The sequence below is a fragment of the Cellulomonas rhizosphaerae genome, assembly GCF_003470205.1.
Lineage (GTDB): Bacteria > Actinomycetota > Actinomycetes > Actinomycetales > Cellulomonadaceae > Cellulomonas > Cellulomonas rhizosphaerae.
The window spans coordinates 1-18856 of the sequence record NZ_QWKP01000166.1 but is presented as its reverse complement, the minus strand read 5'-3'; the positions used below and the strand labels follow the sequence as shown (position 1 = coordinate 18856).

The window sequence follows — 18856 nt, the reverse complement described above, 5'->3', positions numbered from 1 at the left end:
GCCGGGGGCCGCGCGCCGTTCGGTGGAGGGGTCTGGTTAGGAGACGAGGCCCGCCTGGCGGAGCTCGACCATGAGGTCGTGCGGGTTCGACGAGGCGGAGACCGCCTCCTCCTGCGTGATGATGTCGTCGCGCACCATCTGGAACAGGTGCTGGTCGAACGTCTGCATCTTGTAGTAGTCGCCCTCGCGGATGAGGTCGATCAGCGGCGGCGCCTCGGACGGGTCGAGGATCGCCTCGGCGGTGCGGCCGGTGTTCACCATGACCTCGATGGCCGGGCGGCGTCCGTTGCCGTCCGCGCGGCGCACGAGGCGCTGGGACACGATGCCGCGCAGCGCCTGCGCGAGGGCCACGCGCACCTGCTTCTGCTCGTGCAGCGGGAAGAAGTCGACGATGCGGTTGATCGTCTCGGGTGCGTCGATCGTGTGCAGCGTCGAGAGCACGAGGTGACCGGTCTCGGCGGCGGACAGCGCCGCGCGGACGGTCTCGATGTCACGCATCTCGCCGACGAGGATCACGTCGGGGTCCTGGCGCATCGCAGCGCGCAGTGCGGCCGTGAAGTCGGCCGTGTCCTGGCGGATCTCACGCTGGGAGACGATCGCCTTCTTGTCCTGGTGCAGGATCTCGATCGGGTCCTCGATCGTGACGATGTTGACCTCGCGGTACGTGTTGATGAGGTCGACCATCGACGCGAGCGTCGTCGTCTTGCCGGAACCGGTCGGGCCCGTGACCAGCACGAGGCCGCGGGGCTCGAGCGCGAGCTCGCCGACGACCTCGGGCACGTGCAGGTCGCCGAGCGACTGCGCGCCGACCGCGACGCGGCGGAAGACCAGGCCGTAGGTGCCGCGCGCCTGGTACGCGTTGACGCGGAACCGGCCCACGCCGGGCAGCGAGTACGCGAAGTCGGCCTCGTGCGTCTGGCGGAACTCGGCGACGAGGTCGTCGGGCAGGACCTCCTCGAGCATGCGCTCGGTGTCCGCCGGCTTGAGCTCGGGCACCTGGAGCTTGCGCAGCCGGCCGTCGACCCGCACGCGGGGCGAGGAGCCCACCTTGCAGTGCAGGTCGGAGCCGCCCGTGCTCGCGAGGGCGTGCAGGAACGGGATCACGGACTGTGTCGGCTGGCTCACGTTCGTTGCATCGGCCCACGGGCGCCTCGACTTGAGCGCGCGCAGACCCGATTCCCGTCTGCGGACAGGTCTGTGGGAGGATGCAGGGTCGTCGTGCACGCCGTGCATCCGGCGTTGTGCACAACCCAGAGGAGATCCCATGAGCAAGCGTGGTCGCAAGCGCCGCTCCCGTGCAGGGAGCGCCGCGAACCACGGCAAGCGTCCCAACGCCTGAGGCGTTGGAACGCGGCCGGTCCGCGAACTGGTGAAGGCCCCGAGCGCAGTAGCGCCGGGGCCTTCGTCGTACCAGTGCTGAGGTCGGCTCAGCTGGAGCGCTCGACGATCGTCGTGCGGACCTGCAGCGTCACGATGTGCGCGCGGATCTTGGCGCGCAGCTCGTCGGGCGCGGACTCGTCCTGGGAGTAGCAGCGCCGCACGAGCTTCTTCACGACGAGCTCGACGTCGTGCTCGTCGAGGCAGCCGACGCACCCCTCGAGGTGCTGCTTGACGCGCTCGGCCTCCGGGCCCTCGAGCTCCGAGTCCAGGTAGGCCCAGAGCTCGCTGACCGCCTCGTCGCAGCCGCAGTCCTGCGCGACCGGAGCGGCGCTCGCCCCGGGTTCGTTCCACTCGTTCATCGTTCACCCTCCGTGCCGGCCGGGGCCGCCGCGACCAGACCGCGTCCTCGCGCGTAGTCCGCCAGCATCTCCCGCAGCTGCCCGCGCCCCCGGTGCAACCGCGACATCACGGTGCCGATGGGGGTGCCCATGATCTCGGCGATCTCCTTGTACGCGAACCCCTCGACGTCGGCGAGGTAGACCGCGATGCGGAACTCCTCGGGGATGCGCTGCAGCGCGTCCTTGACGTCGGAGTCCGGCAGGTGGTCGAGCGCCTCGGCCTCGGCCGAGCGCAGGCCCGACGAGGTGTGCGACTCCGCCCGAGCCAGCTGCCAGTCCTCGATCTCCTCCGCGTGCGACTGCTGCGGCTCGCGCTGCTTCTTGCGGTAGGAGTTGATGTAGGTGTTGGTGAGGATGCGGTACAGCCACGCCTTGAGGTTGGTACCCGGGCGGTACTGGTGGAACGCGGCGAACGCCTTGGCGAACGTCTCCTGCACCAGGTCCTCGGCATCAGCCGGGTTGCGCGTCATGCGCAGGGCAGCGCCGTACAGCTGGTCCAGGTAGACCAGCGCCTCGGCCTCGAATCGTGCGTTGCGGGCCGCGTCACCCTCGGACTCTGGAGCCCGGTTCGTGTCCCCGTCGATGTCCTCGCTCATTGCCCATGAGCCTATGCCGGAAAGCTGGGTGTCACCGCGCGGCGTCGGGGGTGACTGCCAGGGGGTCAGGTCGGCCACCGTCAGATCGGCAGGGTTGTACTGGGTCGGCAGTCGGTCGACGGATCGCGTCGAGGGACGTGTCGGAGCGGCACAGGGCATACGCGGCACAACCCCCTCGCCGCCGCCCGCATTCCCTGGGCGCCCGCTGGCCCGCCTACCCGTCGCGGGCGCAGCCCCGGCGCACTAGCGTGGCCGTGGAGGGCCGCCGACACCCGCGGACCCGTGTCACGTCGCCCGACGAGGGCCGACGACGAGGAGTGACTGTGCTGCTGCGCCGCATCGCCCGCCCGCTGTTCGCGACCTGGTTCATCACCGAGGGTCTCGACGTGGTCCGCCACCCGGCCGCCCATGCCGCCGACGCCCGCGGCGCGCTGAAGCTGCTCGAGAAGCGCTTCTCGCTCGACGTGCCGGACCTGAGCGACCGCCAGCTCACGACCGCCGTCCAGGCGCACGGCGTGGCGCTCGCGGGCGCCGGCGCGCTGCTGGCCGTCGGGCGCGCACCGCGCACGGCCGCGCTCGCGCTCGCCGTCCTGACGGCCCCGCTGATCGTGGTGAACCTGCCCGACAAGGATGCGGACCGCGACCCCACGCTCAAGAAGGCGCGGCGCGAGCGCCTCGTGCGAGCGCTGGCGTTCACGGGCGGCGCGATCCTGGCCGGCATCGACCTCGAGGGGCGTCCCGGCGTCACGCGTCGCGTGCAGGACGCGTGGGAGGCCCGGCCCGGCGTCTCGTGGCGCGCGCAGAACGCGTGGGAGCACCACAAGCCGACGTCGGACGACTGACGGAGAAGCGCGTCCGTTCCGCGAGCGCGGCCCGGGTCCGTCCGGCCCGGCGACTAGCCTGAGCCGCATGACGACCGCGACCGCTCCCCTCTGGCCGGCCCCTCTCGCGACCGGGCCGCTGGACGCCGTCGTGGCCGTGCCCGGCTCGAAGTCGCTGAGCAACCGCTACCTGGTGCTCGCCGCGCTCGCCGACTCCCCGAGCCTGCTGCGCAGCGTGCTCGCGTCGCGCGACACCCACCTCATGGCCTCGGCGCTCGAGACGCTGGGCGTCACCGTGGACCGCGGCACCGACTGGCGCGTCGAGCCGGGGGCGCAGCGCGGCCTCCGTGGCTCCGTGACGATCGACTGCGGCCTGGCCGGCACGGTCATGCGCTTCCTGCCCGCGGTCGCCGCGCTCGCCGACGGGCCCGTGCACTTCACGGGCGACGTCGAGGCGCTCGCGCGTCCGATGGGGCCCGTGATCCGCGCGCTGCAGGCGCTCGGCGTGCGGGTCGACGAGGAGGGCGAGACCGGTCGGCTGCCGTTCACGGTGCACGGTCGCGGCTTCGTCCGCGGCGGGCAGGTGGACATCGACGCGTCGGCGTCCAGCCAGTTCGTCTCCGGCCTGCTGCTCGCGGCCGCACGGTTCGAGCGCGGGCTCGTCGTGCGCCACACCGGGCCGACGCTGCCGAGCCTGCCGCACATCGAGATGACCGTGGCCGTGCTGCGCGCCGCGGGCGTGCAGGTCGACGACTCGCGCCCCGCGATCTGGGAGGTCGCCCCCGGCCGCATCGCGGGCCGCGACGTGCGCGTCGAGCCCGACCTGTCGAACGCGGCGCCCTTCCTGTGCGCGGCGATGGTCACCGGCGGCACCGTGTCCGTGCCCGGCTGGCCCGCGCAGACGACGCAGCCCGGCGGCCTGCTGCCCGGTTTCCTCGAGCGCATGGGCGCGCGGACCTCGCTCGACGGCGACGTGCTCTCGGTCACCGGCACGGGCGCGATCCACGGCGTCGACCTCGACCTGCACGCGGCGGGCGAGATCGCCCCGACGCTCGCCGCGCTCGCGGTGCTCGCCGACTCCCCCACCCGGCTGCGCGGCGTCGCGCACCTGCGCGGCCACGAGACCGACCGCCTCGCCGCGCTCGCCGCCGAGATCACGCGGCTGGGCGGGCAGGCGGAGCAGACCTCCGACGGCCTGGTCATCACCCCGCGCCCGCTGACCGGCGGCGCGTGGCGCACGTACGCGGACCACCGGATGGCCACCGCCGGTGCGCTCATCGGCCTGCGGGTGCCCGGCCTCGAGGTCGAGGACGTCGCGACGACCGCCAAGACGATCCCCGACTTCGTCGGCCTCTGGACCGCGATGCTGGGCAGCTGATGGCTCAGCGCCGGTACGACGAGCGCGACGTCCGGGTCCGCCCGACCAAGGGTTCCCGGCCGCGCACCAAGCAGCGCCCCGAGCACGCCGACGCGGTGTCCGCGCTGGTCACGGGCGTGGACCGGGGCCGGTACACCGTCCTGGTCGACGCCGGCGGGCCGGACGAGCACCGCACCGTGGCCATGAAGGCCCGCGAGCTGGGCCGCAACCGCGTCGTCCCGGGCGACCGCGTGGACCTCGTCGGCGACTCGTCGGGCGAGGAGGGCACGCTGGCCCGCATCGTGCGGATCACCGAGCGTCGCACGGTCCTGCGCCGCACGGCCGACGACACCGATCCGGTCGAGCGGATCATCGTCGCGAACGCCGACCAGCTCGTCATCGTCACCGCCCTGGCCGACCCCGAGCCGCGCACGCGCATGATCGACCGCTGCGTCGCTGCGGCCTACGACGCGCGCATGGACGTGCTCCTCGCGCTGACCAAGTCCGACCTGGCCGACCCCGCCGAGCTCGTCGCGATGTACTCCCCCATCGGCGTGAAGGTCGTCGTGACCCAGACGTCGGGCGCGCGCGACGAGCGCGTCATCCACGGCCTGGACGACCTGCGTGCCGCGCTCGACGGGCGGATGTCCGTGCTCGTCGGGCATTCGGGCGTCGGCAAGTCGACGCTCGTCAACGCGCTCGTGCCGGACGCGCTGCGCGCCACGGGCATCGTCAACGACGTCACGGGCCGCGGCCGGCACACCTCGACCTCGGCCGTGGCCCTGCGCGTGCCCAGCACCGACGAGCCCACGTGGGTCATCGACACCCCGGGCGTGCGCAGCTTCGGCCTCGCCCACGTCGACCCGCAGCACCTGCTCGGCGCGTTCGCCGACCTGGCCGCGGTCGCGCAGGAGTGCCCGCGCGGCTGCACGCACGCCGACGACGCGCCCGACTGCCTGCTCGACGAGTGGGTCGCGGGCGCGCCCGACGAGGAGACCAGCGCCGCCCGCGGCGCGCGGCTCGAGTCGTTCCGCCGCCTGCTCGCCAGCCGCCTGGGCGACGTCGACCGGTAGTCGACCAGCACCAAGACGTGGGCCCTCCCGGATCGGGACGGGCCCGACCACTAGCGTGTGCGCCATGAGCCTGCGCCCCGGGTACGACGACGACCTGCGCCTCGCGCACGTGATGGCCGACCAGGTGGACGGCCTGACCATGTCCCGCTTCAAGGCGCTGGACCTGCGCGTCGAGACCAAGCCGGACCTGACGCCCGTCTCCGACGCCGACAGGGCCGCCGAGGAGCTGGTCCGCGGCCAGCTGTCCCGCGCCCGCCCCCGCGACGCGGTCCACGGCGAGGAGGGTGCCGACACCGGCCACGGGCCACGGCGTTGGGTGGTCGACCCGATCGACGGGACCAAGAACTTCGTCCGCGGCGTGCCCGTCTGGGCCACGCTCATCGCGCTCATGGAGGGCGACGAGGTCGTCGTCGGGCTGGTCAGCGCCCCCGCGCTCGGCCGGCGCTGGTGGGCCGCGCAGGGAGCCGGCGCCTGGACCGGCAAGTCCCTCGCGGCGGCGTCGCGCCTGCGGGTCTCGGCCGTCGACCGGCTCGCCGACGCGTCGCTGTCCTACTCGAGCCTGTCCGGGTGGGAGCAGCACGGCACGCTCGACCGCTTCCTCGACCTGACCCGGTCCGTGTGGCGCACGCGCGCGTACGGCGACTTCTGGTCGCACGTGCTGGTGGCCGAGGGCGCGGTGGACCTGTCCGCCGAGCCCGAGCTCGAGCTGCACGACATGGCCGCGCTCGTGCCGATCGTCACCGAGGCGGGAGGCCGGTTCACCTCGATCCGCGGCGTGCCCGGCCCGCTCGGCGGCTCCGCACTGGTGAGCAACGGCCTCCTGCACGACGAGGCGCTCGCGCACCTGGACCCGCTGCCGGCGCTGTGACGGCCTCGCACGGCGAGCGCGCCGGGTCGTTCGAGCACGGCGCGGCCGACTACGCCGCGAGCCGGCCCGACTACCCGGACGCCGCGGTCGACTGGGCGATCCCGCCCGGCGCCCGCGACGTGCTGGACCTCGCGGCGGGGACGGGCAAGCTCACCGCGTCGCTGGTGGGGAGTGGGTTGGACGTGGTCGCGGTCGAGCCGTCGGCTGCGATGCGCGCCGAGCTCACGCGCCTTCTGCCCCACGTCCGAGCCCTGCCCGGGACGGCCGACGCCACGGGCCTGCCCGACGAGTCGGTCGACGCCGTGACCGTGGCGCAGGCCTGGCACTGGTTCGACCCCGCGACCGCGTCGGCCGAGATCGCGCGCGTGCTGCGGCCCGGCGGGCGGCTGACCGTGCTGTGGAACGTGCGCGACGAGACCGAGCCGTGGGTCGCGGCGTTCGGCGAGATCCTGCACCGCGGGGACCCGATGCCGACGCACTACGTGCAGCCCGCGTTCGGTCCACGGCTCGAGGCGGTCGAGGCCGGCGAGTTCCGCTGGACGCAGCGGTTCCGCCCCGCGAACCTGCGCGCGCTGGCCGCGAGTCGCTCGTTCCTGCTCACCATGACGCCCGACGAGCGCGAGGCACGGCTCGCGGAGGTCGACGCGCTGGTGGCCACGCACCCCACCCTCGCGGGTCAGGACGTCGTGGACCTGCCGCACGTCACGCGCGCGTGGCGGGCTTCCCGGCGCTGACCTCGAGCCCGAGCACGCCCGGCAGCTCGTCGAGCGAGGCGATCGTCGTGACGTCCGCGGCCGCGATCTCGGCGTCGCTGATCGCGTGCCGGCGGCCGCCCGGGCGGTCGATCCAGATGCCGACGAGCCCCGCGGCACGGGCCGCGACCGCGTCGACGTCGAGCTCGTCGCCGACGTAGGCGGTGCGCGCGGGGTCGGTGCCGAGCAGCCGGCACGCCTCGACGAACACGCGCGGGTCGGGCTTGCCGAAGCCGAGCGTGTCGACGCCGACGAGCATCGGCACCCGGGCCAGCAGGTCCGCGCGCTCGAGCTTGTCGGTCTGGTAGGCCATCGACGCGTTGGACAGCGCGCCGACGGCGAGCCCGGCGGCGAGCAGGACGTCGACCACGCCCGACGCGTCGTCGTGCGCCACCCAGGCGGCCCGGAAGCCGCCGTCGAACACCGCGTCCCACGCGTCGAAGTCCTCGGGCTCGATGACGGGGCCGCCGAACGCCGCGTGCACCTCGTTGGCGCGCGCGAGCCGCTGCTCGACGTAGCCGACCTCGCCGCGCGTGTAGGCGGCGTAGTGCCCGTTGACGTCCTCGCGCCACATCGTGACGAGCTCGGCGTCGCGCTCGGGCGGCAGGTCCGGCAGGTAGCGGCGCGCGGTCACAGACCAGGCGTGCCCGAAGGCCTCCCGGGTCGCGACGAGCGTGTCGTCGATGTCGAACAGGACGCCGTCCAGGTCGAGCGCGAGCGCGCTCACAGGGTGGCACGCAGCGCGGCGATGCGGGCGAGCGTGGCCTCGCGGCCCAGCAGCTCCATCGACTCGAACAGCGGCGGCGAGACGCGGCGGCCCGTGACCGCCACGCGCAGCGGCGTGTAGGCGAAGCGCGGCTTGATCGCCAGGCCGCCCTCGTCGACCAGCGCCGCCTGCAGCGCCTCCTGCGTCGCGGCCGTGGTGAACTCCGGCAGGTCGGCGAGCACCGCGGCGGCGGCGTCGAGCACCGCGGCCGACTCGTCGCGCAGCGCGGCGCGCGCGTCGTCGGCCACCGTCAGCTCGTCGTCGGCCGTGAACAGGAAGCCGAGCATCCCCACGACCTCGCCCAGCAGCGTCATGCGCTCCTGCACGAGCGGCGCGGACGCGGTGAGCAGGTCCTGCTGCGTCGCGGACAGGTCAGCGAACGAGTCGGCGGGCACGAGGCCCGCGGCGTGCAGGTACGGGACCAGGCGGTCGCGGAAGTCCTCCGGCGCGAGCAGGCGCACGTGCTGACCGTTGATCGCCTCGGCCTTCTTCAGGTCGAAGCGCGCCGGGTTCGGGTTGACGTCCGCGACGTCGAACGCCGCGACGAGCTCGTCGGGCGTGAACACGTCGCGGTCCGCGGACAAGCCCCAGCCCAGCAGCGACAGGTAGTTGAGCAGGCCCTCGGGGATGAACCCGCGCTCGCGGTGCAGGAACAGGTTCGACTCGGGGTCACGCTTGGACAGCTTCTTGTTGCCGTCGCCCATGACGTAGGGCAGGTGGCCGAACTGCGGCATGACGCTCGCGACGCCGACGTCGAGCAGCGCGCGGTAGAGCACCACCTGGCGGGGCGTCGAGGACAGCAGGTCCTCGCCGCGCAGCACGTGCGTGATCCCCATGAGGGCGTCGTCGACCGGGTTGACCAGCGTGTACAGGGGGTGGCCGTTGCCGCGGACGATGACGAAGTCCGGCACCGAGCCGGCCTTGAAGGTCACGTCGCCGCGCACGAGGTCGGTGAACGTGACGTCCTCGTCGGGCATCCGGACGCGCAGGACGGGCTCGCGGCCCTCCTCGCGGAACGCGAGCTTCTGCTCGTCGGTCAGGCTGCGGTCGAAGCCGTCGTAGCCGAGCTTCGGGTCGCGGCCCGCGGCGCGGTGGCGCGCCTCGATCTCGTCGGGCGTGGAGTACGACTCGTAGACGTGGCCTGCCTCGACGAGGCGGCGGACGACGTCGGTGTACAGGTCGTAGCGCTGCGACTGCCGGTAGGGCTCGTGCGGGCCGCCGACCTCGACGCCCTCGTCCCAGTCGAGCCCGAGCCAGCGCAGCGCGTCCAGGAGCTGGGTGTAGCTCTCCTCGGAGTCACGCGCGGCGTCGGTGTCCTCGATGCGGAAGACGAACGTGCCGCCGGTGTGCCGGGCGTAGGCCCAGTTGAACAGCGCGGTGCGGATCATCCCGACGTGCGGCAGGCCCGTCGGGGACGGGCAGAAGCGCACACGGACGGACGACGAGGGGGTGGTGGTCACCGGTCAAGGGTAGGCGCTCAGGACACCGCGCGTTCCCGGTTGAGCCGGTTCGCGGGGCGCAGCGCGAGCACGCTGGACAGGTGCTCGCGCACGTCCGGGGCGGCTTTGCCGGTCCACCAGTCGTCGGGCACCGGCCGCGCCTGCACGCGCACGCCGGTCGACGAGTGCAGCGCGTCGAGCAGCACGTACGCGGTCGACGGCAGGCAGACGACCCGCTGCGGGGCGCGCAGGCCGCGCAGGCGCATCTCGACCGGCAGGCCGGCCTCGTCGACCCGCACGCCGGGCAGCGCGGCCAGCTGCGCGACGACCGCGGGGTCGCTGCGACGGTGCGGCAGGTAGGCGACGGGGCCGAACTCGGCGAGGCTCGCGATCCACCGCACGTACGGCTCGGCCTTGACCCAGCCGTCGGACACCAGGCCCGAGCCGACGACGACGACCGGCTCGGCCGGGGCGACCGGCGGCTGCTGCGTGGCGAGCCACTCGAACCGGTGGGTGACGACCTCGACGCCGATCCCGTGCAGGTGGGTCATGAGCGGGACGTCCAGCGGCATCGCCGTGAACATCGTGACCCGCCCCTGCTGCGCGAGCTTGCGCAGCTTGCGCGTCACCAGGGTGCCGAGCGCGTTGCGGGCAGCGCCGACGACGCCGCCCGAGCGCCGGCTCGCGCGCACGGCGGGGGCACCCGCCACGAGCGCGCGAGCCAGCGTGACGGTCGCAAGACCGTCGTCGAGCAGCACGACGCGTCCGCGGGGGGTGCGCCGCACGAAGGCGGCCTGCCACTGCCCGGAGAACGCGTCGCCGACGAGCCAGGCACCCCGGGGGGCCGACGACGCGTCGTCGGCCGTGGCCCCCAGGTGCAGGACGACGCCCTCGGGCAGCCCCGCGGCGTCGAGCGTCCGTGCGGCGGCGTCGAGCGCGGGCACGCCGGAGCGCACCCGGATCTCGGTGCGCGCCCCGGCCAGGCCGGCGGCGTGCGCCTCGAGCGCACCCAGCAGCTGCAGGGGCGACTCGACGACGGCGACGGACGCGGTGCCCATGGTCAGGCGCCCACGCGGCGCAGGCGCGACATGGGGGCGAGCTCGCCCGGCATGACCCGCTTGACCCCGTCGCCCAGCGCCTCCTGCAGGATGCGGATGTCGCGCACGAGGTGCTCGAGGCCGGCCGGCTCCAGCGAGGACGCCTGGTCCGAGCCCCACATCGTGCGGTCCAGCGTGATGTGCCGCTCGACGGCGACGGCGCCCAGCGCGACCGCGGCGAGCGAGATCTGCAGGCCGCGCTCGTGGCCCGAGTAGCCGACCGGGACGCCGTAGCGCTCGCGCAGGGTGTCGATGGTGCGCAGGTTGGCCTCCTCCGGCGGAAGGGGGTAGGTCGACGTCGCGTGCAGGATGACCAGGTTATCCGTGCCCAGGATGTCCACCGCGGCGTCGATCTGCTCGAGCGTCGACATGCCGGTCGACAGGATGATCGGCTTGCCCGTGCGGGCCAGCTCGCCGAGCAGCTCGGTGTCGGTCAGCGACGCCGAGGCGACCTTGTGCGTCGGGACGTCGAGGTCCTCGAGGAACTCCACCGAGGGCACGTCCCACGGGGAGGCGAACCACTGCAGCCCGCGCTCGGCGGCGTGCTGGGCGACCTTCTGGTACTGCTCGCGGTCGAACTCGACGCGGTAGCGGTAGTCGAGGTACGTCATCTCGCCCCAGGGCGTCTGACGGAGCTTGTCGCGCATGTCGACCGGCGTGCTGATCTCCGGCGTGCGCTTCTGGAACTTGACGGCCTGCGCGCCCGCGTCAGCGGCCACGTCGATGAGGCGGCGCGCGATGTCCACGTCGCCGTTGTGGTTCAGGCCGATCTCGCCGATCACGTACACGGGCTGGCCGTCGCCGACCAGGTGCTGGCCGATGCTGACGGGCGTGATCTCGGTACGGGCGTCGGTGGCGGTCATGCGGGTGATCCCTCCAGGGGTCGTCGTCACGGCCGGGCGGTCGCGACGGGTCGTTTTTGTGGGGGTGCGGGCTGCGACGATGCGGTCGCAGACCTCGCGGACAGCGCCGTCCCCGCCGCGCCGGTCGAGGACCAGGCGGGCGGCGGCACGGACACGGGGGTGGGCGTCGGCGACGGCCACGGGCCACCCGACGCGAGACATGGCACCCAGGTCGTTCACGTCGTTGCCGACGTACGCGACGCGCTCGGGATCCAGGCGGTTGACGGCGATCCACTCGTCGAGGGCGGACGCCTTGTCGGCGATGCCGTGCAGCACGTCGACGCCGAGCTTGTCGGCGCGGGCGCGGACCACGGGGTTGCGCTCAGTCGACAGGATGAGGAGCGGCACCTCGGCGCGGCGCAGCAGGTCCACGCCCATGCCGTCGCCACGATGCACGCGCACGGACTCGACGCCCGCGCCGTCCACGTAGGCGTGGTCGTCGGTGTGCACGCCGTCGAAGTCGGTGACCAGGGCGTCGACGTCGAGCTCCTCGTTCACAGGCCCGGCGAGCGCCCGCGCGCGCTCGAGGTCGGCCGGCTCGTCGATCTCCATCGCGGTGCGCTCGTCGACCGCCTGCAGCGCGACCCGGCCGAAGAACCGGGTGCCGGCCTCGCGCAGGCCCGCGGTGCGCATCGTGTAGAAGGCGCCGGTCTCGCGGAAGTGCGGCGCGCGGTCCTGGCGGCGCGGGCGGTGGTCGAGCGTGTGCCCGACGGGGGTCACCGCGCCGTCGGTGAGCACCCACTGGAAGTCGTGGGTGGGGGCGACGGCGATGACCACGTCGGCCTCGTCGGCCAGCACCCGGGCGACCGAGGCGCCCAGGTCCGCCGGGTCGACGAACGGGGAGGTGCACTGCAGCAGGACGGTGACCGCGAACTCGTCGGACAGCGCATCCAGCGCGTGCAGCACGGCGGACTCCGACGAGGCCGTCGAGCCCGACAGCTCCGCGGGACGCTCGACGACGTCCGCGCCGTGGCGGCGGGCCTCGTCGGCGATGCCCGCGTGGTCGGTGGAGACCACGACGCGGGTGACGCCGGGCGCCGCGAGCGCGGAGCCGACGGCGCGGCCGACGAGGGACTCGCCGCCGACGGCCGCGAGGTTCTTGAGCGGCACACCCTGCGAGCCACCCCGCGCGGGGATGACCACGAGCACACCGGGGGCCGCGGGCGACTGCTCGTCACTCCGGCTGGTTCCTGACATGCCGCGAACGTAACGACGGGCGATGACCCGCGGTCGACGCCCGAACGCCGCGCGGACGAACGCTCGGTACGGCGGATGAACGGTGGCTGAACGACGCGCCCGAGCGCGTGGTCAGCCTCGGGTCAGGCGCGGCGGAGCACCGGATTACGGAGCACGCTCGCCTTTCCGCGGCAGCGGTGCGCTCGGGTCAGGCGCGGCGGAGCACCGGATTGCGCAGCACGCCGATCTCCTCGACCTCGCACTCCACGATGTCCCGGTCCACGATCGGGCCCACACCGGCGGGCGTGCCGGTCAGGATGACGTCGCCCGGCAGGAGCGTGAAGACCTCGGAGATGTAGGAGACGAGGTAGGCCACGTCGAAGACGAGCTGCGACGTGCGGCCGTCCTGCCGGGTCTCACCGTTGACGCGCGCGAGGACCGCGAGGTCGGAGACGTCCAGGCCGGGCACGATCCACGGGCCGACGGGGCACGAGCCGTCGAACCCCTTGGCGCGGGTCCACTGGTCGTCGCTGCGCTGGATGTCGCGCGCGGTGACGTCGTTGGCGACCGTGTAGCCGAAGACGTGGTCGAGCGCGCGCTCGATCGGGACGTCCTTGGTGACCTTGCCGATGACGACGGCCAGCTCGGCCTCGTGATCGACGTGCTCGGTCCAGTACGGCAGGACGATGGGATCGTCGGGGCCGATGATCGACGTGTTGGGCTTGAGGAAGAGGAGCGGCGCGGGCGGCAGCTCGTTGCCCAGCTCGGCGGCGTGGTCGGCGTAGTTGCGGCCGACGCCGATGACCTTCGAGCGTGGGATGACCGGCGCGAGCAGCCGCACGTCGTCCTGGTCGAGCCGGATCCGCTCCCCCGTGGGCTGCACGGGCATGTACAGCGGGTCGCCCGTCACGACGACGAGCTCCTCGTGCCCGGGCTCGCCGTCGACGACCGCGTAGCGGGGGTCGTTGCCGGTGGTGAATCTCGCGATACGCACCGCAGCAGCCTACTGGGGCGGCGGGGCGTCAGGCGCGGGCGAGGACCTCGCCGTGCAGCACCGTGAACCAGCCGTCGGGCTGCTGGCCCCACTCGCGCCAGGCGTCGGCGAGCAGCTCGAGGCCCACCTCGTCGGCCAGGCCGTGCTCGATGGCCTGCGCGGCGAAGTTCGACGCGACCGACCGGTCGGCCCACAGCCCGGCCCACCACTCGCGGTCCTCGGGCGTCGCGTAGCACCACGTGCCCGCGCTGGGCGCGATGCCGGCGGGGTCGAACCCTGCCTCCCGGACCCAGGACAGCAGGCGGCGGCCGGCGTCGGCCTCCGCCCCGTTGGCCTGCGTGACCTCGTGGTAGAGCGCGAGCCACTCGTCGAGGCCGTCCGAGCGCGGGAACCACGTCATGCCCGAGTAGTCGGCGTCGCGGACCGCGACGATGCCGCCGGGCTTGGTCACCCGACGCATCTCGCGCAGGGCGGCGACCGGGTCGGTGAGGTGCTGCAGCACCTGGTGGGCGTGCACGACGTCGAAGGAGTCGGCGGCGAACGGCAGCCGGTAGGCGTCGGCGACGTCGAAGGTGACGTTGGCCTGGGCGTCCTTGCCCGCCGCGCGGGCGATCTCGATGACGGCCGACGAGGTGTCGACGCCCACGACCTCGCCGGGTGCGAGCCGCTGCGCGAGGTCGATGGTCACGGTGCCGGGGCCGCAGCCCACGTCGAGCAGGCTCTGGCCGGGGCTCAGCTGCGGCAGCAGGTAGGCGGCCGAGTTCTCGGCCGTGCGCCAGCGGTGCGACCGGAGGACCGACTCGTGGTGCCCGTGGGTGTAGACGTCCTGCGGGGCGGGGGCTGCGTCGGTGCTCACCACGGAACTGTAGGCCGTCGGAGGGGTCCCGGTTCAAGGCCCGGGACGCATTCGTCCGCCATGCGAGATCAGTCGAGCAGCTCCACGATGGCGAAGACCACCGCGAGCGCGGGCAGGACTCCTTGGATCGCGGCAGCACGGGCCATCTGCGGCTGCGGGATCACCAGCACGAGCGCCGCGGCGACCATCGAGCCACACCCGAACAGGATCAGCGCGAGGCCCGCCGTGGGGTCGTCGCCCGTGGCCAGGACGACGCCGACGAGCGTGCCGACCGCGAGGAACAGGTTGTAGAAGCCCTGGTTGAACGCCCAGGGCTTGGCCGCCGGGACGTCGGCCGCCTTCGTCCCGAACCGCCCGTGCACCGCCGGCCGCGTGAACAGGACCGACTCCATGACGAAGAACATGACATGGAGCAGCGCGGCGAGGGTGGCGAAGACCAGGGCGAGCGTGAGCATGCTCGCAGTCTGTCGAGGGCGTGGTCCCGTCACAAGCACCGGGACGAGCGCACCTACCCTGGACTCGTGACGATCACCGCCTCCCCGACGCGGCTGCCGGCCCCGTCGTGGGCCGCGGCGGCCGACGAGCACGCCGCGCGAGCCGACGCGCTGACCGCCGCGCATCGTGCGCGCCGGTCGCGCGGCGAGAAGCACGCGGTCGAGGACTTCCTCTTCGAGTACTACCCGACCAAGCCCGCCGCCCTGCGCGTGTGGCACCCGGGTGCGGGTGTCGTCCTCGAGGCAGGCCCCGACGGACCGTCGCCGCTCGGCGCGACGCGCTGGTACTCGACCGACGACGAGGGCGCCGTGACCCTCGACCTCGACGCGTTCCTCGCTGAGCGCGGTGAGTCGGCGCGCTTCCTCGTCGGGCTGCTGGGCGCGACGGCCGCCCGCCCGGCGTTCACCGGCTGCTTCGGCCTGCACGAGTGGGCGATGGTCTACCGCGAGGCCGACGACGAGCACCGCCACCCCCTGCCGCTGCGCCTGGGCAGCGCCGGCACCGACGCGGTCGTCGAGTCGCACCGCATCCGTTGCACCCACTTCGACGCGTTCCGGTTCTTCACCCCGGACGCGACCTCGCGCAACACGCTCGAGCCGACCCGCGCCAACCAGGTCGCGATGGAGCAGCCCGGCTGCCTGCACGCCGCGATGGACGTGTACAAGTGGGCCACCAAGCTCGGCCCGCTGGTGCCGGGCGACCTGCTGCTCGACTGCTTCGACCTCGCGCGCGAGATCCGGTACACCGACATGGCCGCCTCGCCCTACGACTTCTCGTCGTACGGCCTGACGCCCGTCGCGATCGAGACACCCGAGGGCAAGGCCGAGTACGTCGCGCGCCAGCGCAGCTACGCGGAACGGTCGAACGCGTTGCGCGCGCGGCTCGTCGCCGCGTGCGACGTCAGCGGACTGACACCGTCTTCGCCCTGACCGTCCTGCCGGCCTTGGCCGTGGCCGTCGTGTACGCGTCGCGATAGCCGCCCACGTACGACGGGTCGGACACGCGGATCTCCGTCCGCCCCGCGCGCGCACCGGTGATCGCGTACACGCCCGACGCGTTGGTCTTCGCGCTCCGGCCGTCGAGGGTCTCCACGCGGACGCCGATCGCCGGCTTGCCCTTCGAGTTGAGCACGACACCCGTCACGGTGGCGCCCTTGCCGAACCGCAGACTCTGGGTGAGCGCCCTTCCCTTGGTGACCGTGACGGAGGCGCTGGTCCAGGCATCGGTGCCGGACTTGGGCTTCGCGGTGACCGTGTACCTGCCCGACACCGCGCCCGTGAGCGAGTAGGCGCCCTTCGCGTTCGTGCGAACCACGCCGTAGGTCGTGCCATGGCTGTCGACCACGGCGATGCGGGCGCCGACAGCCGGCTGCCCGTTGGCAGTCCGGACGACGCCCTTGACCGTGACCTGCTTCCCGCGCGAGATCACACCGAAGTCGACGACCGTGTGCGCCTTGACGACGACCTTCTTGCGGAGGTTCGACCCGTCGACGTGGACGTAGTAGGTGCCGGCCGAGAGGCCGGCGACGCCGACCCAGCCTTCGGCGTCCGGCCGGAACGTGCCGAGCCAGACGCCCTTCGACGTCGTCACCGTCACGTCCTGCTTCGAGACGCGCGAGCCGGTGGTCTTGATCCGGCCATAGGCGATCGCGTCACGAGACAACGTCAGCCTCGACGCCGCGACCTTGTGGCCCTGCTGGGCCGTCAGTGTCGTGACTCCGTGGGCCGGCACGGCCCTCGTGCCACCCCACACGCTGATGGTGACCTTGCCCGAAGGCAGGCCACGCAGCGTGTACCGACCCTTCGAGTCGGTGGTGGCCTTGGCAGAACCTGCCCGGCCGACACTCTGCGCCTCCACCGTCGCTCGCTTCGCGGGCTTCCCGTTCCGGTTGACCACCGTCCCCGTCACGGTCGCGGTGCGAACCAGTGCGATGTCGGCGTTCGTCACAGAGCGCCCGAGGCTCACGGACACCTTCTTCGCGTCCGGCTTGCGCACCGTGTTGCCCAAGTAGGTCCGGAAGTTCGAGGACCCGCTCTCGACCCAGGGCGACACGCTCACGCCAGGCTCGACCTGCTCGTGAAAGACGCCGGTCGGCGACGAGTGCGAAGGGACGTCACCGAACCAGACGAGGGAGTCGAGGCCCTTGCCACCCAACGTCACCCGACCGCCCACCCACGACGTCGAGTAGATGCGAAGGTCCGCACCGGCGAGGTCGGCACCGTCGTGCACGGTGATCGTCGTCCGGAGGTTGTCCGTGCGGTAGTCGTCTGCGACCGCCTGGACCGAGTAGGTCGCGGTACGCACGAGGGCGGTGAACGCGCCCTTGGCGTCCGCCCGCGCATCGAGGTACGAGTTCGAGCCTGTGCTGTAGCCGGACACCTCGGCCCATGGCACGCCCTTGCCCGTCACCGCGTCTCGCACGGTGCCGGAGACCGTCGCGACGTGCTGGTCGATGACTGAGATCGAGACCGGCCCTCCGGCGATGGTCACGGGAGCGTCGTAGGTCGCGTTCCAGTCGTACGGGCTCGTGACCCGCACCGTGAAGTCACCCTCGGCAATGGCCCGGAACTGGATCCCACCCTCGGACGAGGTGTTCCCCACGGCGACGCGTGCGTCCGGGATGCCGTCGGAGTTGGCGTCGACGGAAGGATCCGAGCCCGCGACCCAGACCTCGACCAGCTCGCTCGAGAGCGGCTTGCCCGTTCCGGACAGCACGGTGACCGTGAGGGCGTAGGTGTCGGCCGCGGTCGCCGCAGGCGCTCCTGCGAACCCCAGAGCGGCCGCCAGTGCGGTCACGACGGCGACGAATCGAGCCTTCACAACGGTCCCCTGCTTCGCGACGCGCGCTCATCGCGTGCCACGGGCACCTTTTCAGAGACAGCCGTGAAGCGGCAGCAACCGAACGGGTGACGCTTCAGCCCCGCGCGTACCGCTCGACGAACGCGGCGAGCACACGGTGGCCGTGGCGCACGTCGGCACCGCGGACCCCCGCAAGGACGTCGTCGGCCTCGTCCGGCTGGTAGTACCCGTAGTCGCGGTAGACGCGGATGCGGCTGCTGATTCCCTCGACGTCCAGCTCGGGGTGGAACTGCGTCGCGTAGAGATTGGTGCCGACGCGGAACATCTCGACAGGACAGGTCGGTGACGACGCGAGCAGGGTGGCGCTCGGCGGCAGCACGCTGCAGGCCTCCTTGTGCCCGACGAAAGCCTCGAACGCACCTGGCATCCCGGCGAGCAGCGGGTCGGCGCGGCCCTCGTCGGTCAAGGTGATCGTCACCGGGCCGATGGGCTCGCCGTACGTGCCGTCGATGACCGCGCCCTGGTGGACGCCGAGCGTTCCGACGCCGTAGCAGGCGCCGAGGAAAGGGAAGTCGGCCGGCACCAGGCGATCGAGCAGTGCGGCCATCTCCGCCTCGACCCGCACCTGCACGTCCGACTTGGTGGTGCTGCTCGCGTCGAACGGGCTGCCGCCGACGATGACGCCGGAGATCGAGTCGAGGTCGATCGGGGGCATCGGGCCGGCCTCGAGCCTGACCCGGACGAGCTCGGATGGCTTCAGGCCGGCGTAGCGCAGCATCGCCGCGTACTCGCCATCGGCGGCGACGTCCTCGGCGCGCGTCGCCAGCAGGACGAACGGCAGCACCCTCCGAGGCTAGCCACGCCGGGCGTCCGTCACCCGTCGACTGGGAGGCAGCGCCTTCAGCTCGCGAGCGGGGGCACCCTGTCGCGGTACTGGGTGCTCAGGGCGTCGAGGATGCGGGTGGGTGAGCCGGTTGCCCGCTGCCACCCGTCGTCGCCGTCGTCGTCGGTGCCGTTCGTTGCGTTGCTCGGTGGTCCGGCTCGGGTCAAGGATCGGAGCCAGGCTGGTGGTCGGACTTCGGGGACG

General features: G+C 73.0%; 20 protein-coding genes and 1 pseudogene. 7 read left to right on the top strand and 14 right to left on the bottom strand.

From position 1 onward, the window contains the following. Positions 1 to 36: 36 nt before the first annotated feature. Positions 37 to 1125 (bottom strand): type IV pilus twitching motility protein PilT, encoded by a 1089-nt coding sequence (locus D1825_RS06800; RefSeq protein ID WP_118766686.1) that lies wholly within the window; start codon positions 1123 to 1125, stop codon positions 37 to 39. Between the two features lie 139 nt (positions 1126 to 1264). Here D1825_RS06800 and D1825_RS18800 point away from each other — a divergent pair, with 139 nt between their 5' ends. Continuing rightward, positions 1265 to 1339: a 50S ribosomal protein bL37 gene (locus tag D1825_RS18800; RefSeq protein ID WP_118766687.1), complete on the top strand. Its 75-nt coding sequence runs from the start codon at positions 1265 to 1267 to the stop codon at positions 1337 to 1339. 88 nt (positions 1340 to 1427) lie between these two features. On the opposite strand, the gene rsrA is transcribed toward D1825_RS18800, so the two are convergent. Both rsrA and D1825_RS06785 read right to left on the bottom strand, forming a co-directional pair. Then, positions 1428 to 1739, bottom strand: coding sequence for a mycothiol system anti-sigma-R factor (rsrA, locus tag D1825_RS06790; RefSeq protein WP_118766685.1), 312 nt, complete (start codon positions 1737 to 1739; stop codon positions 1428 to 1430). Next, on the bottom strand, positions 1736 to 2533 hold the full coding sequence (locus D1825_RS06785; RefSeq protein ID WP_407643308.1) for a sigma-70 family RNA polymerase sigma factor: 798 nt from the start codon (positions 2531 to 2533) through the stop codon (positions 1736 to 1738). The genes rsrA and D1825_RS06785 overlap by 4 nt, the downstream gene beginning before the upstream one ends. Before the next feature lie 164 nt (positions 2534 to 2697). Between D1825_RS06785 and D1825_RS06780 the strand changes: the two genes are divergently transcribed. The 5 genes from D1825_RS06780 to D1825_RS06760 all read left to right on the top strand — a co-directional run bounded on the left by D1825_RS06780 (position 2698) and on the right by D1825_RS06760 (position 7227). Further along, positions 2698 to 3216, top strand: a complete 519-nt coding sequence (locus D1825_RS06780) for a DoxX family membrane protein (protein WP_118766683.1) — start codon at positions 2698 to 2700, stop codon at positions 3214 to 3216. Positions 3217 to 3283: 67 nt separating this feature from the next. Then, the gene (gene aroA, locus D1825_RS06775; RefSeq protein ID WP_118766682.1) at positions 3284 to 4573 is read left to right on the top strand and encodes a 3-phosphoshikimate 1-carboxyvinyltransferase; all 1290 of its coding nucleotides are present in this window, start codon (positions 3284 to 3286) and stop codon (positions 4571 to 4573) included. After that, complete coding sequence (rsgA, locus tag D1825_RS06770; RefSeq protein ID WP_118766681.1) at positions 4573 to 5625, top strand: ribosome small subunit-dependent GTPase A; 1053 nt, start codon at positions 4573 to 4575, stop codon at positions 5623 to 5625. The genes aroA and rsgA overlap by 1 nt, the downstream gene beginning before the upstream one ends. A gap of 64 nt (positions 5626 to 5689) precedes the next feature. Next, positions 5690 to 6493 carry a histidinol-phosphatase gene (gene hisN, locus D1825_RS06765; protein ID WP_118766680.1) on the top strand — a complete coding sequence of 268 codons (804 nt, stop codon included), beginning with the start codon at positions 5690 to 5692 and terminating at the stop codon, positions 6491 to 6493. Continuing rightward, complete coding sequence (locus D1825_RS06760) at positions 6490 to 7227, top strand: class I SAM-dependent methyltransferase (protein ID WP_118766679.1); 738 nt, start codon at positions 6490 to 6492, stop codon at positions 7225 to 7227. Before hisN ends, D1825_RS06760 begins: the two co-directional genes overlap by 4 nt. Here D1825_RS06760 and D1825_RS06755 read toward each other — a convergent pair. From D1825_RS06755 to D1825_RS06725, 8 genes and pseudogenes are all read right to left on the bottom strand, one after another. Then, positions 7196 to 7972, bottom strand: a complete 777-nt coding sequence (locus D1825_RS06755; RefSeq protein ID WP_118766678.1) for an HAD family hydrolase — start codon at positions 7970 to 7972, stop codon at positions 7196 to 7198. The two genes, D1825_RS06760 and D1825_RS06755, sit on opposite strands and share 32 nt — an antisense overlap. Continuing rightward, positions 7969 to 9471 (bottom strand): glutamate--tRNA ligase, encoded by a 1503-nt coding sequence (gene gltX, locus D1825_RS06750; RefSeq protein WP_118766677.1) that lies wholly within the window; start codon positions 9469 to 9471, stop codon positions 7969 to 7971. The genes D1825_RS06755 and gltX overlap by 4 nt, the downstream gene beginning before the upstream one ends. A gap of 17 nt (positions 9472 to 9488) precedes the next feature. Further along, positions 9489 to 10508 carry a hypothetical protein gene (locus tag D1825_RS06745; RefSeq protein ID WP_118766676.1) on the bottom strand — a complete coding sequence of 340 codons (1020 nt, stop codon included), beginning with the start codon at positions 10506 to 10508 and terminating at the stop codon, positions 9489 to 9491. A 2-nt stretch (positions 10509 to 10510) separates the two neighbouring features. Then, entirely contained in the window at positions 10511 to 11410 is a 900-nt protein-coding gene (locus D1825_RS18425) for an N-acetylneuraminate synthase family protein (RefSeq protein WP_199721523.1), read from the bottom strand. Positions 11411 to 11527: 117 nt separating this feature from the next. Further along, positions 11528 to 12646 (bottom strand): annotated as a pseudogene (locus tag D1825_RS18420) (cytidylyltransferase domain-containing protein); the annotation flags it as partial. A gap of 187 nt (positions 12647 to 12833) precedes the next feature. Next, on the bottom strand, positions 12834 to 13619 hold the full coding sequence (locus D1825_RS06735; protein ID WP_118766674.1) for a fumarylacetoacetate hydrolase family protein: 786 nt from the start codon (positions 13617 to 13619) through the stop codon (positions 12834 to 12836). 28 nt (positions 13620 to 13647) lie between these two features. Further along, a complete protein-coding gene (locus tag D1825_RS06730; protein ID WP_118766673.1) occupies positions 13648 to 14475 on the bottom strand; it encodes a methyltransferase domain-containing protein in 828 nt (275 codons plus the stop codon). 68 nt (positions 14476 to 14543) lie between these two features. Then, complete coding sequence (locus tag D1825_RS06725; protein WP_118766672.1) at positions 14544 to 14930, bottom strand: DUF1304 domain-containing protein; 387 nt, start codon at positions 14928 to 14930, stop codon at positions 14544 to 14546. A 66-nt stretch (positions 14931 to 14996) separates the two neighbouring features. Between D1825_RS06725 and D1825_RS06720 the strand changes: the two genes are divergently transcribed. Beyond that, the gene (locus D1825_RS06720; protein WP_118766671.1) at positions 14997 to 15899 is read left to right on the top strand and encodes a 3-methyladenine DNA glycosylase; all 903 of its coding nucleotides are present in this window, start codon (positions 14997 to 14999) and stop codon (positions 15897 to 15899) included. Here the strand turns inward: D1825_RS06720 and D1825_RS06715 are convergent. The 3 genes from D1825_RS06715 to D1825_RS18560 all read right to left on the bottom strand — a co-directional run. Next, positions 15871 to 17790 (bottom strand): carboxypeptidase-like regulatory domain-containing protein, encoded by a 1920-nt coding sequence (locus D1825_RS06715; protein ID WP_118766670.1) that lies wholly within the window; start codon positions 17788 to 17790, stop codon positions 15871 to 15873. The two genes, D1825_RS06720 and D1825_RS06715, sit on opposite strands and share 29 nt — an antisense overlap. Before the next feature lie 94 nt (positions 17791 to 17884). After that, the gene (locus D1825_RS06710; protein ID WP_118766669.1) at positions 17885 to 18613 is read right to left on the bottom strand and encodes a glutamine amidotransferase; all 729 of its coding nucleotides are present in this window, start codon (positions 18611 to 18613) and stop codon (positions 17885 to 17887) included. 56 nt (positions 18614 to 18669) lie between these two features. Next, positions 18670 to 18856: hypothetical protein (locus D1825_RS18560; RefSeq protein WP_233549676.1), on the bottom strand; the 187-nt coding region annotated here is incomplete at its 5' end.

Excerpts from the sequence above, each read along its gene's own strand:
- rsrA (WP_118766685.1), bottom strand. The coding sequence starts at position 1,739 with ATGAACGAGTGGAACGAACCCGGGGCGAGCGCCGCTCCGGTCGCGCAG.
- D1825_RS06785 (WP_407643308.1), bottom strand. The coding sequence starts at position 2,533 with ATGCCCTGTGCCGCTCCGACACGTCCCTCGACGCGATCCGTCGACCGA.
- aroA (WP_118766682.1), top strand. The coding sequence starts at position 3,284 with ATGACGACCGCGACCGCTCCCCTCTGGCCGGCCCCTCTCGCGACCGGG.
- rsgA (WP_118766681.1), top strand. The coding sequence starts at position 4,573 with ATGGCTCAGCGCCGGTACGACGAGCGCGACGTCCGGGTCCGCCCGACC.
- hisN (WP_118766680.1), top strand. The coding sequence starts at position 5,690 with ATGAGCCTGCGCCCCGGGTACGACGACGACCTGCGCCTCGCGCACGTG.
- D1825_RS06745 (WP_118766676.1), bottom strand. The coding sequence starts at position 10,508 with ATGGGCACCGCGTCCGTCGCCGTCGTCGAGTCGCCCCTGCAGCTGCTG.
- D1825_RS18425 (WP_199721523.1), bottom strand. The coding sequence starts at position 11,410 with ATGACCGCCACCGACGCCCGTACCGAGATCACGCCCGTCAGCATCGGC.
- D1825_RS06725 (WP_118766672.1), bottom strand. The coding sequence starts at position 14,930 with ATGCTCACGCTCGCCCTGGTCTTCGCCACCCTCGCCGCGCTGCTCCAT.